Consider the following 13,066-nt stretch of genomic DNA (forward strand, 5'->3'; position numbering starts at 1 on the left):
CGTCCCCTCAGCTCTGTGAAGCGGCTTTGGGAAGAATGTCGTTGGCGACCATTTCGCCGAACGGGCTGACGTAGCCGGTGCTTTTCGGCTGCTCGGCCTGTTCGATATCCAGGTGCGGGAACAGCAGCTCAGCCACGCGATACGACTCTTCCAGGTGCGGGTACCCGGAGAAGATAAAGGTGTCGATGCCCAGGTCCGCGTATTCCTTGACCCGCGCCGCAACCGTCGGGCCATCGCCCACCAGCGCAGTGCCCGCCCCGCCACGTACCAGACCGACGCCGGCCCACAGGTTGGGGCTCACTTCGAGGTTGTCGCGGCTGCCACCATGCAAGGCGGCCATGCGCTGCTGACCCACCGAGTCGAAGCGCGCCAGCGAAGCCTGGGCGCGCGCGATGGTTGCGTCGTCCAGGTGGGAGATCAGTTTGTCGGCGGCTTTCCACGCTTCTTCGTTGGTTTCGCGCACGATCACATGCAGGCGAATGCCGAAGCGCACGGTGCGCCCGTGCTTGGCGGCCTTGGCGCGAACTTGCTCAATCTTTTCTGCCACTGCGGCCGGCGGCTCGCCCCAGGTCAGCACCATCTCCACCTGTTCGGCGGCCAGGTCCTGGGCGGCTTCGGAAGACCCGCCGAAGTACAGCGGAGGGCGCGGTTGCTGGATCGGCGGGTAGAGCAGCTTGGCGCCTTTGACGCTGATGTGCTCGCCGTCGTAATCCACGGTTTCGCCTTCCAGCACACGGCGCCAGATGCGGGTGAACTCCACCGAGGCCTGGTAGCGCTCTTCGTGACTCAAGAACAGGCCGTCGCCGGCCAGCTCTTCCGGGTCGCCACCGGTCACCAGGTTGAACAACGCACGGCCGCCGGACAGACGATCCAGGGTTGCGGCCTGACGCGCGGCCACCGTCGGCGAAATGATGCCGGGGCGCAGGGCGACGAGAAACTTCAAGCGCTGGGTCACCGGGATCAGCGAGGCGGCTACCAGCCATGAGTCTTCGCAGGAGCGTCCGGTGGGGATCAGCACCCCGCCGAACCCGAGGCGGTCAGCGGCCTGGGCGACTTGCTGCAGGTAGCCGTGGTCGACGGCACGCGCCCCTTCGGCAGTGCCAAGGTAATGGCCGTCGCCGTGGGTAGGCAGGAACCAGAAAATATTGAGGCTCATGGAGTTGTCTCCTGAAGAAATCGAATTACGGCGCTGTGGCCACGGTGGCGGGCGGTGTCCAGATCACGTCCTTGATGCTCAAGGGCTTGGGAATCAATTTGAGCTGGTAGAAGGTGTCGGCGATTTTCTGCTGGGCGGCGACCACTTCCGGGGTCAGGAACAGCGCACCGTAGCCCTGGCGTTTCACCGAGGTCAGGGTGATGTCGGCCGGCAGAGCCAAGCAGCGGCGCCACCTGAGCGGTGACTTCCTGCGGGTTGGCCTTGGACCATTCGCCGACTGCGCGCACTTCTTCCACCAGCGCCTTGATCACGTCCGGGTGCTGTTGCGCGTAGGGTTTGGTGGCGAGGTAGAACTGGTGGTTGTCGGCGATGCCGGTGCCGTCACGCAGGGTGCGCGCCTGCAGTTGTTTCTCGGCGGCGGCCTGGTACGGGTCCCAGATGACCCAGGCGTCAACACTACCCCGCTCGAATGCCGCGCGGGCATCGGCAGGCGGCAGGAAGACGGTCTGCACGTCGGTGTATTTGAGCCCGGCATCTTCCAGGGCACGCACCAGCAGGTAGTGCACGTTGGAGCCTTTGTTGAGCACGACTTTTTTGCCCTTGAGCGCGGCCACCGACTTGATCGTGGAATCCTTGGGCACCAGGATCGCTTCGCTGGTGGGCGCCGGCGGCTCGTAGGCCACGTAGAGCAGATCGGCACCGGCCGCCTGGGCGAATACTGGCGGGGTTTCGCCGGTGACGCCGAAGTCGATGGCGCCGACATTCAGGCCTTCAAGCAGCTGCGGGCCGCCGGGAAATTCCGTCCACTGCACCTGCACGCCTTGGGCAGCCAGGCGTTTTTCCAGGCTGCCCTTGGCCTTGAGCAGCACCAGGGTGCCGTATTTCTGATAGCCGATCCGCAAAGTTTCGGCGGCCTGGGCGTTAACAATGACGCCGAAGGACACAGCCGCAGCAAACAGTGCGACCAGACCACGACGCAAGATGACAGTGCGCATGGCGCTCTCTCCAAATAGTGCGATGAGGGGGTTGGCTGCACCTGCTTGGCCGTTGGCGGCTGAGTAAGGTGAGTGTTACCGGATATCGGGGTGAGGCTTAAATGCTCCAGCGAGCACTCAACAAACGTTCATTCAACACGTCCGGATCCAGCGGTTTTGGGCGGCGGGCCATGGCGCTGTAGAGCTGCTCGACGGCTTCGCGCAGTCGCGCCTCAAGCACCGGCACCAGTTGCGCCTGGACACTGCCCTCGCCGTAGGCGATCTGGCTGTCCTCAGCGAAAATGCCGTGCAGCAATTCCTGAGCCTTGAGCGCCGACAGCACCGGCTTCAAGGCGTAGTCCACCGCCAGCATGTGGGCGATGCTGCCGCCGGTGGCCATCGGCAGTACTACCTTGTGCGCCAGGGCGCGTTCGGGCAGCAGGTCGAGCACGGTTTTCAGCGCGCCGGAGAAAGAGGCCTTGTACACCGGCGTGGCGATCACCAGGCCGTCGGCATTGGCCACCTGTTGCAACAGGTCGATCACCTTGGGGCTGTCAAAGCGCGCATGCAGCAAGTCTTCGGCCGGGAAGTCCCGTACCTGGTAACTCACCACTTCGACGCCTTTGTCTTGCAACCACTGACGGGTTTTTTCCAGCAGCACCCCGGAGCGGGAACGCTGACTGGGACTGCCTCCGAGTGTTACGACCAACATGCGGGAATTCCTTTGAGCAAGTGCCGGCGTTCGCTGTGTGGCGATGGCGCCAAGATGGGACAGACCTTAGCAGCAGATTTATATATCTATAAATCTTATTTTTTCATTTGTTTATTCCATAAATACATATGCGATTTATGAAAATCCAGGCGAAAAAAAAGGCCGTCGAAACGGCCTGAAAAACCCCTGCTTTGTAAGCTGTGAAATGCGGCAAAAACTGTGGGAGGGGGCTTGCCCCCTCCCACATTGGGTTGTGTGTTAGCGGTTAGGTTGCGGAGTGAGGCGCAGGTACGGCTTCACGGCGCGGTAGCCCTTGGGAAAGCGCTTCTGGATCTCTTCCTCGTCCTTGAGCGACGGCACGATCACCACTTCATCACCATCCTGCCAGTTGGCCGGGGTGGCGACCTTGTGGTTGTCGGTCAGCTGCAACGAATCGATGACCCGCAGGATTTCATGGAAGTTGCGGCCAGTGCTGGCCGGATAAGTGATGGTCAGGCGGATTTTCTTGTTCGGGTCGATCACGAACAGCGAGCGCACGGTGAGGGTATCGCTAGCGTTCGGGTGGATCAGGTCGTAGAGGTCCGAGACTTTGCGGTCGGCGTCGGCCAGGATCGGGAAGTTGACCACGGTGTGCTGGGTTTCGTTGATGTCTTCGATCCACTTGTGATGGGAGTCCACCGGGTCTACGGACAGGGCAATGGCCTTGACGCCGCGCTTGGCGAATTCGTCCTTGAGTTTGGCGGTGAAGCCAAGCTCAGTGGTGCACACTGGCGTGAAGTCGGCCGGGTGCGAGAACAACACCCCCCAGCTGTCGCCCAGCCATTCATGGAAATGAATTTTACCGGCGCTGGAATCCTGTTCGAAATCGGGGGCGATATCGCCCAGTCTGAGGCTCATGGCATGGCTCCTGGTGAGTGCTTATGGCGCCCACTGTGCATGCTTCGGCATTTATTTAAAAAGAATAAATAACGATTTATCCAGACGATAAAGGAATATTAAAAATCTGTTCACTGGACGCTGAGGCACGCGGGGATCAACATCGATTTCAAGGTTCGAGAAGGCCTTGAGACGCTGCAAAGAGGGATTCAGGAAGGGCTTGCGGGGGTTGAGCCCGACTTGAAGCAACACACCTTGCCCGGCATTGCGCCGGGCAAGGCTTTACGCTGTTACTTGAATGCGTAGCTGTAGCTGACGATTACACGGTTTTCGTCCTGATCGCGCGCTGCGGCAACATCGTTGCGCCACATAGCGTTTTTCCAGGCGACGCCGAGGTTTTTCAGCGGGCCTTCCGGGATCACGTAGGCAACAGTGATGTCACGTTCCCACTCGGACTGACCGGTGAACTCGGCACGGCTGCCGTTGACGGTGTCGATGTCGGTACCTTTGAGGTAGACGATACCGGCGGTCAGGCCAGGCACGCCAACCTTGGCGAAGTCATACGCGTAGCGAGCCTGCCAGGTACGTTCGCCAGCACGGGCGAACTTGGCGATCTGCATGTCAGTGGTCAGGTAAGCCGACGAACCGTCGCCCTGGTTCAACCAAGGGAAGTCACTGTTACCGTTGCTGACCTGGTAACCACCACCGAAGGTGTGGCCGGCAATGGTGTACAGGAACAGGCCGCTGTACAGGTTGTTGTCAACCTTGCCACGACCGGAGTTCACGCCGCTGTAGTTGCCCGACGAGAAGAAGGCTGCTTCGCTGCCGTTCTTGCCGTCATCGGAGCTGTGGAAGTAACGCAGGTCAGACTTCAATACGCCCGGGCCGATTGCCCAGTTGTGGGTCAGACCCAGGAAGTGCTGCTTGTAGAAATCTTCCAGGTTGCCGTAGTAGTACTGGGCAGTCAGGTCTTTGGTGATCTTGTAGTCACCACCGGCGTAGTAGAACTTGTTGCTGTCACGCCAGTTCACGCCACGGGTGTTGGCACCAGCGATCGACAGGTTGTCGACGTTGCTGGAGTTACGACCCTTGGCTTTTTCGATCTGACCGGCAACCAGCGTCAGGTCCTTGATGTCGTTGGTGGTGATCTGGCCACCCTGGAAGGTCTGCGGCAGCAGACGACCGTCGTTGGTCACGATAACCGGCAGCTTGGGTTGCAGCGTACCCAGCTTCAATTCGGTCTGGGAGATCTTGGCTTTGGCAGTCAGGCCCAGGCTCGAGTAGTTATCAACGGCTTCGCCATTGGACTTGCTCGGGAACACGGTGCCGCCGTACGAACCAGGGCTGGTAGCGGTCGCCGGGCTAGCGCCGTTGGTGCCGCCGCCCGAATCCAGGCGAATGCCCAGCAGGCCGATGGCATCAAGACCGAAGCCTACGGTGCCTTGGGTGTAACCGGAGATGAAGCGCAGATCGAAGCCCTGGCCCCATTCTTCCTGCTTGTTCTGTACACCAGCGGCCTTGTTGGCAGCGGTGCCGGCAGCCGCGTCGCGGTTGTCGGTATTGATGTAAAAGTTACGCACACCCAGCGTTACTTTACTGTCATCGATGAAACCGGCAGCGCCTGCTTGCTGGGCGATTGCGCCCAAAGCTACAGCCACAGCCAAGGTGGACTTCTTCATGTACCGCTCCTCTCGTTTCTAATTTTTGTGTTTCTTTGGTCGCGGGTCTGACGCCCTTGATCCACAGATGCGCGATTAGCACCGGTTAGTGACTGACAAGTCAATCGTAACCTTGTGTGTCTACTACCTTCGTCTAATCACAGTTGATTTGGTCCGTGCAGGGTAATGAGTTTCTCATACACCCAAAAAGAATTATTTCATCCTTTTTCATACGATTCAGGAATAAGACTTTGCAGGACAGCGAACCGGTCAGAGTAGACGAGTTGCCGCGCAACCTAATTCCAGAAAGATATTAATCAAAGCTTTTTTAGATCGTTTAACGACAATGCAGACGTCACTCACGACCAGAAAGGCGCGCCATCATGGCTAAGCGCTATCTTGGCGTCAATTTGTTACAGTTTTTGTGTCACTAATAATTTCTTTGGTTGTCCAAGCGGCCGATTTGATCGCTGGCAATGTTGTATCGGCGCGGTTCCACGGTTCTGAAGTATTGAAAAAAATGTGGGAGGGGGTTTGCTCCCGATGGCATTCAATCAGTCAACACATCAGTGACTGAGCCAAGGCTATCGGAAGCAAGCCCCCTCCCACATTTTGAAAGGTGCCATCTTTTAAAGCGCTTTTTCGAAGATCTTGGAGTTGCGCTGGTAGTTGTACAGCGACGCCCGCGCCGAAGGCAGGCGATCTACGCTGCTGGGTTCAAAGCCGCGCTCGCGGAACCAGTGCGCGGTGCGCGTGGTAAGCACGAACAAGGTCTTCAAGCCCTGGGCCCTGGCACGGCCCTCGATACGCTCGAGCAACACATCACCGCGTGCGCCATGGCGGTATTCCGGGTTCACCGCCAGGCAGAGCCAGCTCACCGGCGTCGGAATCGGCGATCTGATACAGCGCTGCGCAGGCGATGATCATCCCTTCGCGCTCCACCACGCTGAACTGCTCGATCTCGCGCTCCAGCACTTCCCGCGAACGGCGTACCAGAATGCCCTGCTCTTCCAGCGGGCTGATCAGGTCAAGCAAACCGCCTACGTCTTCAATTGCCGCCTCGCGTACCAGTTCGAATTGCTCCTGGGCCACCAGCGTGCCGCCGCCGTCGCGGGTAAACAGCTCGGTGAGCAAGGCGCCGTTCTCGGCATAGCTGACGATATGGCTGCGCCCCACGCCGCCGCGGCAAGCCTGGGCGGCAGCGTCGAGCAGTTCAGCCTGATAATTGCTGCCCAACCGCTGCAGATGCGCCGGCACTTGCTGCGGGCGCAACTCACGTACCAGGCGACCATTTTCGTCGATCAGACCAAGGTCGGCGCCAAACAGCAGCAGTTTGTCGGCAGCCAGGTCGATGGCGGCGCGGGTGGCCACATCTTCACAGGCCAGGTTGAAGATCTCGCCGGTGGGCGAGTACCCCAGCGGCGACAGCAGCACGATGGAGCGTTCGTCGAGCAGGCGATTGATGCCCTTGCGGTCGACCCGGCGCACTTCGCCGGTGTGGTGATAGTCCACGCCGTCGAGCACGCCGATGGGCCGCGCGGTGACCAGATTGCCACTGGCCACACGCAGGCGTGAACCCTGCATGGGCGATGAGGCCATGTCCATGGACAGGCGCGCCTCGATGGCGATGCGCAAGTGCCCGACCGCATCGATCACGCATTCCAGGGTGGCAGCATCGGTGATGCGCATGCCTTCGTGATAGGCGGACGTAAGGCCACGCGCTTCAAGGCGGGTTTCAATTTGCGGACGCGAGCCGTGCACCAGCACCAGCCGCACACCCAGGCTGTGCAGCAGCACCAGGTCGTGGACGATATTGCCGAAGTTGGGGTGGTCCACACCGTCGCCAGGCAACATGACCACAAAGGTGCAGTCGCGGTGGGCGTTGATGTAAGGGGAAGCGTGACGAAGCCAATTGACGTATTCGGGCATAACACCTGGGCCTGTAATAAAAAGCAGCCGAAAAAGGAAGGATCGTGAAAGCGCACGGCGGGCTGATGGTTATCGTCGGAACAGGCTTGGCGACACGCTCACTCTCCTTCTATGGACGTACAGGCAGGGGTTAATTTATGCAGGTTTGAGGCAGTAATGTTCGATCAGTTCGCGCAATAACTGCACTGTAGGCGTCAAGCGTGACATTTCGAGGTACTCGCCCGGCTGGTGCGCACAGGCGATATCGCCAGGGCCGAGCACCAGGGTTTCGCAACCAAGGCGCTGAAGATAAGGCGCTTCGGTGCCAAACGCCACTGCTTCGGCACGATGGCCGGTCAAACGCTCCGCAACCCGCACCAGTTCGGCGTCTTCGGGCTGTTCGAACGGTGGCACTTCGGGAAACAGCGGCGCGTAGTCGATTTGAACGTGATGGCGCTCGGCCAGAGGTGCGAGTTTCTGCCGGATAGCGGCACGCAGCACTTCGGGGTCCATGCCAGGCAAGGGCCGCAGGTCGAACTCCAGGGAGCACTGGCCGCAGATGCGGTTGGGGTTGTCGCCGCCGTGGATGCAACCCAGATTCAGGGTGGGCTGCGGCACGCTGAATTGCGGGTTGCGGTATTCGCGCTGCCAGGCCAGTCGCAGGCCGCGCAGTTCGCCGATGGCATCGTGCATGGCTTCAAGGGCGCTGTGGCCCAGGCTCGGGTCCGACGAATGGCCGCTGCGGCCGAGGATGTCGATGCGCTCCATCATCACGCCCTTGTGCAGGCGGATCGGTCTCAGGCCAGTGGGCTCGCCGATCACCGCCGCGCGGCCCAGCGGACGCCCCGCTTCGGCCAACGCCCGGGCGCCGGACATGGAACTCTCCTCATCGCAGGTGGCGAGAATCAGCAACGGCTGTTTGAACGGCTGGTCGAGCAGCGGCAGCACCGCTTCGATGGCCAGGGCGAAAAAACCCTTCATGTCGCAGCTGCCCAATCCTACCCAGCGGCCGTCGACTTCCGTTAGCTTGAGTGGATCGGTCTTCCACAAGGCGGCGTCATACGTCACCGTGTCGCTGTGCCCGGCCAGCACCAGCCCGCCGGGACCGCTGCCGAAGGTGGCCAGCAGGTTGAACTTGCCGGGGCTGACCTGCTGGATGTCGATGGCAAAGCCCAGATCGCCCAGCCAACTGGCGAGCAGATCGATCACCGGGCGGTTGGTCTGGTCCAGAGACGCCTGCGTGCAACTGACCGATGGCGCGGCAATCAGCGCGGCGAATTGCTCTTTCAGGGTAGGTAACGGCATGCGCGGCCTCTCGACTTCACGGATTGAGCCCACTATAGAGCCATCTGCACGACACAATAAACCGTTGCGGCGCGTTGCCGGGCTCAGTCCTGTACACTGCACGGCCTTGGCAGCCACTCTTTTCCCCGGCTGCACTCCCGATCCTGGATTTTCCGGCCATGCAGAAAGAAACCGAAATCAAGCTCCGCGTCAGCCGCGAAACCCTCGCTGCGCTGCGTGAGCACCCGCTACTGAAAAAACGCAACAAAAGTGGCTGGGAACGCCGTGAGTTGATGAACCAGTATTTCGACACCCCCGAGCGCGACCTGGCCCAGGCCAAGGTTGCCCTGCGCCTGCGCAAGGACGGTGACGAGATTATCCAGACCCTCAAGACCCGCGGCCAAAGCATCGCCGGCCTGTCGGAACGCAACGAGTACAACTGGAACCTGCCCAAAGCCAAGCTCGACGTGAAGAAACTCGACGGCGAATGCTGGCCCGAACAACTGGCCGAGCTGGACAAAAAGACCCTCAAGCCGATCTTCACTACCGATTTTGTGCGCGAGCGCGCCGAAATCGCCTGGGGCCGTGGCAAAGCCAAGGTGGTGATCGAGGCCGCCCTGGACCTGGGCCACGTGGTGGTCGGCAAGCAGAAAGAAGAAATCTGCGAGCTGGAGCTGGAGCTGCGCGAAGGCGAACCGGCGGCCCTGCTGGAACTGGCCGCCGAGCTGGCCGCCACCCTGGCGCTGATGCCGTGTGACATCAGCAAGGCCGAGCGCGGCTACCGCCTGTACGACGCCGGCAGCTACTCCCTGAGCCTGCCGGCGCCGCAGATCCACGCCGAAATGCCGCTGGACGACGCCTTCGCCGCGATCATGTGGCACCTGCTGGGCAGCAGCCAGCGCCTGGCCGAGCAATACCGGTTCAACGGCCATTGGCGGTTGTTGCAGGACTGGGTCGATCACCTCGGCGAACTGCGCGCCCTGATCGGCAGCCTCGGTCAGGCGGCGCCACGCCAGTCCACCAGCGAACTGCGCAGCGCACTCGATGCCCTGCTCGAAGACTGGCGCCCGCTGGTACAGGCCGGTGATGACGACGAAGACATTCGCAAAGCCGCGCCGGAGCAGTTCGCCGAAGAGCTCGAAGACGTGCGCTGGGGCCTGTTCTCGTTGAACACCTCGCGCTGGCTGCTGGCCCGCACCTGGACCGCCGAGCGCACCGTGCGCGGCAACCGCCAGGGCGCAGCGCAACTCACCAACTGGCTGCCACGCCTGCTGGCCGACGATGCTGTCGCCCTGCAACTGCCGCGCTACCAGCAGCAACCCGAAGACCTGGCCGAGCAACTGCCGCGCATCGAGCGCATCCAGGCCTGGCTGCATCACGCACGTCAGGTGGTGGATATTGCCGAGCTGGACCGCCTGTACGGCGAGCTGAACAAGCTGGTGCAACTGGCCAACCAGCCGATCACCGATGAGTCGCTGGACGCGCGGATGCATCAGGCGATTGCGGTGTATCAGAACCGCGCGTGGAAGACGTTGCTGCGCTTGTAATACCAGACCACGGCTCTGTGGCGAGCGGGCTTGCCCCGCGTTGGGGCGCGAAGCGCCCCCAATCAAGGAAAACGCGGTATACCTGATATCGCTCAGCGCCTGGTTTCGGGGCTGCTGTGCAGCCCAATGCAGGGCAAGCCCGCTCGCCACGGGAATGTGACTGCCTTCCCATTGTTCAGCGTAAAAGCCTGCAATACACCCTGAGAGGCAAAAATACAGCACCTGACTAGCCTGAGAAGACGTCCAGCGCTTCTCAGGTAAATCTGCATGTCTGTTGATCACCGTTTGCAATTGCACGCGTTGCTGCCGCCTCTGGTCGAGGCCGGGCTGGTCGCAGCCGACGTCGCACAGCGCCTGTCGACATTGCCCGCCGGCAACCGGCATCCGCTGGAACTCATCGCGGCCCAGGGCGCCGACCTGGAAGCGCTGACGCAATGGCTCGCCCGGCAGGCCGGGCAACCCTATCTGCGTATCGACCCGTTGAAGATCGACGTGGCGACGGTGGTGCCGCTGATGTCCCATGCATTCGCCCAACGTCACGCGATCCTCGCCGTGGCCGTGGATGCCCACACCGTCACCGTCGCCAGTGCCCAGCCCTATGTCACCGAGTGGGAAGCCGGCCTGGCGCAGGTGCTCAAACGCTCGATAAAACGCGTGGTAGCCAACCCCCAGGCAATCGAGCACTGCATGCGCGAGTTCTACCGCCTGGCGAAGTCGGTGCGCGGCGCGGATCAGAAAATCGCGGCGCCTGCCAACGTCGAACTGCTCAACCTCGGCGGCAGCGATCAGGAGCCGGATGCCAACGACGCGCATATCGTCACGATCGTCGACTGGCTGTTGCAGTACGCCTTCGGCCAGCGCGCCAGCGATATTCATATCGAACCTTGCCTGGACCAGGGCCGCGTGCGCTTTCGCATCGATGGGCTGCTGCATGATGTCTATCAATTCCCGCCCCAGGTCACAATGGCAGTGGTCAGCCGCCTGAAAAGCCTGGGCCGGATGAACGTGGCGGAAAAACGCAAACCCCAGGACGGCCGCCTCAAGACCAGAAGCCCTGCGGGCGCCGAGGTAGAGTTGCGACTGTCGACCTTGCCCACAGCCTTTGGCGAGAAACTGGTGATGCGGATTTTCGACCCCCAGGTGCTGCTCAAGGACTTCGACCAGCTCGGCCTGTCGCCCGAAGACCAGCAGCGCTGGCACGCCATGACCCGCCAGGCCCATGGCATCATCCTGGTCACCGGCCCGACCGGTTCCGGCAAGACCAGCACCCTCTACACCACGCTCAAGCGATTGGCGACCCGCGAGGTCAACCTGTGCACAGTGGAGGACCCGGTCGAAATGGTCGAGCCGGCGTTCAACCAGATGCAGGTGCAGCACAATATCGACCTGACGTTCGCCAGCGGCATCCGCGCCCTGCTGCGCCAGGACCCGGACATCATCATGATCGGCGAGATACGCGACCAGGAAACCGCCGAAATGGCAATCCAGGCGGCACTTACCGGGCACCTCGTGCTGTCGACCCTGCACACCAACGATGCGCCCAGCGCCATCAGCCGCTTGCAGGAGCTGGGGATTGCTCACTATTTGATCAAGGCCACCTTGCTGGGGGTAATGGCCCAGCGTCTGGTACGCCTGTTGTGTCCCGACTGCAAGTGCGTTTCGGGCGATACCTGCGAGGCCGTGGGGTGCGCAGAGTGTCGTGACAGCGGTTACCGAGGCCGGGCCGGCGTCTACGAAATCATGGTGATGGATGAGGCGCTCAAGACACTGATCACGCCCGGCACCGATGTGCAGGCATTGCGCAAGGCGGCGTTGCGGCGAGACATGCACAGCCTGCGGATGGCCGGGTTGCTGAAGGTACAGGCCGGGCTGACCACCCTGGCCGAAGTGCTGCGGGTCACCCCTGGAGATTCAGAAATAATCCTTTGATTGTCGGACAATGAAACCGTCTTTATCGGCGACAACCCCGTTACAATCGGCCGAACGTCGTTTTACCAACACCATCAGATAGGGAATCGCAATGCAGATCGGAACCGTACTGCTTCTTTTCGTGGGTTTGGCCATTGCCATTCTTTTCATGGGCTTCAAGGTGGTGCCCCAGGGCTACCAGTGGACGGTCGAGCGTTTTGGCCGCTACACCAACACCCTCAAGCCTGGCCTCAATATCATCATTCCGGTCATGGACCGCATCGGTCGCAAGATCAATGTGATGGAAAGCGTGCTGGATATCCCACCCCAGGAAGTGATCACCGCCGACAACGCCACTGTGCAGATCGACGCCGTGTGCTTCTTCCAGGTGGTAAACACCGCCCAGGCGGCCTACGAGGTCAACAACCTCGAGCACGCCATCCGCAACCTGCTGCAAACCAATATCCGTACCGTGCTTGGCTCCATGGAACTGGACGCCATGCTCAGCCAGCGTGACGGCATCAACGAAAAGCTGCTGCGCACCGTCGACGAAGCCACGGCGCCGTGGGGCATCAAGATCACGCGTATCGAAATCAAGGACATCAGCCCGCCGGCAGACCTGATGGCTGCCATGTCCGGGCAGATGAAGGCCGAGCGGATCAAGCGTGCGCAGATTCTCGAAGCCGAAGGCCTGCGTGCCTCGGCGATCCTGACCGCCGAGGGCAAGAAGCAGGCGCAGATCCTCGAGGCCGAGGGTAGCCGACAAGCCGCATTCCTGGAGTCTGAAGCCCGTGAGCGTCAGGCCGAAGCGGAAGCCCGCGCCACGCAAGTGGTGTCGGAGGCAATCGCGTCGGGCAACGTGCAGGCGGTCAACTATTTTGTCGCGCAAAAGTACATCGACGCCCTGGGCAAGCTGGCGTCGGCGAACAACAGCAAGGTGATCCTCATGCCACTGGAGGCCAGCCAGGTGATCGGCGCTGTCGGTGGTATCGGCGAGATCGTCAAGGCAACGTTCGACAACAAGAAAGGCTGAGGCCATCGCC

The 13,066-nt window shown here is 61.2% G+C and carries 7 protein-coding genes and 3 pseudogenes; 3 read left to right on the forward strand and 7 right to left on the reverse strand.

Annotated elements, in window-relative coordinates; genetic code table 11:
* Positions 1 to 7 precede the first annotated feature (7 nt).
* The 7 genes and pseudogenes from ssuD to argE all read right to left on the reverse strand — a co-directional run bounded on the left by ssuD (position 8) and on the right by argE (position 8,589).
* Positions 8 to 1,156, reverse strand: a complete 1,149-nt coding sequence (gene ssuD / locus VRB54_RS23135) for an FMNH2-dependent alkanesulfonate monooxygenase (protein ID WP_338478893.1) — start codon at positions 1,154 to 1,156, stop codon at positions 8 to 10.
* A 25-nt stretch (positions 1,157 to 1,181) separates the two neighbouring features.
* Positions 1,182 to 2,151, reverse strand: a pseudogene (locus VRB54_RS23140) (sulfonate ABC transporter substrate-binding protein).
* A gap of 97 nt (positions 2,152 to 2,248) precedes the next feature.
* Positions 2,249 to 2,842: an NADPH-dependent FMN reductase gene (gene ssuE / locus VRB54_RS23145; protein ID WP_057006445.1), complete on the reverse strand. Its 594-nt coding sequence runs from the start codon at positions 2,840 to 2,842 to the stop codon at positions 2,249 to 2,251.
* 258 nt (positions 2,843 to 3,100) lie between these two features.
* Positions 3,101 to 3,739, reverse strand: coding sequence for a peroxiredoxin (locus VRB54_RS23150; protein ID WP_338478895.1), 639 nt, complete (start codon positions 3,737 to 3,739; stop codon positions 3,101 to 3,103).
* A gap of 269 nt (positions 3,740 to 4,008) precedes the next feature.
* Positions 4,009 to 5,397, reverse strand: a complete 1,389-nt coding sequence (locus VRB54_RS23155) for an OprD family porin (RefSeq protein ID WP_338478896.1) — start codon at positions 5,395 to 5,397, stop codon at positions 4,009 to 4,011.
* A gap of 608 nt (positions 5,398 to 6,005) precedes the next feature.
* Positions 6,006 to 7,305 (reverse strand): annotated as a pseudogene (argA, locus tag VRB54_RS23160) (amino-acid N-acetyltransferase).
* Between the two features lie 135 nt (positions 7,306 to 7,440).
* Positions 7,441 to 8,589, reverse strand: a complete 1,149-nt coding sequence (argE, locus tag VRB54_RS23165) for an acetylornithine deacetylase (RefSeq protein WP_338478897.1) — start codon at positions 8,587 to 8,589, stop codon at positions 7,441 to 7,443.
* Between the two features lie 158 nt (positions 8,590 to 8,747).
* Between argE and VRB54_RS23170 the strand changes: the two genes are divergently transcribed.
* The 3 genes and pseudogenes from VRB54_RS23170 to VRB54_RS23180 all read left to right on the forward strand — a co-directional run bounded on the left by VRB54_RS23170 (position 8,748) and on the right by VRB54_RS23180 (position 13,056).
* Positions 8,748 to 10,115: an inorganic triphosphatase gene (locus VRB54_RS23170; protein WP_209986162.1), complete on the forward strand. Its 1,368-nt coding sequence runs from the start codon at positions 8,748 to 8,750 to the stop codon at positions 10,113 to 10,115.
* A gap of 267 nt (positions 10,116 to 10,382) precedes the next feature.
* Positions 10,383 to 12,058: pseudogene (locus tag VRB54_RS23175) on the forward strand (GspE/PulE family protein).
* A gap of 77 nt (positions 12,059 to 12,135) precedes the next feature.
* The gene (locus tag VRB54_RS23180) at positions 12,136 to 13,056 is read left to right on the forward strand and encodes an SPFH domain-containing protein (RefSeq protein WP_003176797.1); all 921 of its coding nucleotides are present in this window, start codon (positions 12,136 to 12,138) and stop codon (positions 13,054 to 13,056) included.
* Positions 13,057 to 13,066 lie beyond the last annotated feature (10 nt).

It is taken from the genome of Pseudomonas trivialis (assembly GCF_036864995.1).
Lineage (GTDB): Bacteria > Pseudomonadota > Gammaproteobacteria > Pseudomonadales > Pseudomonadaceae > Aquipseudomonas > Aquipseudomonas trivialis.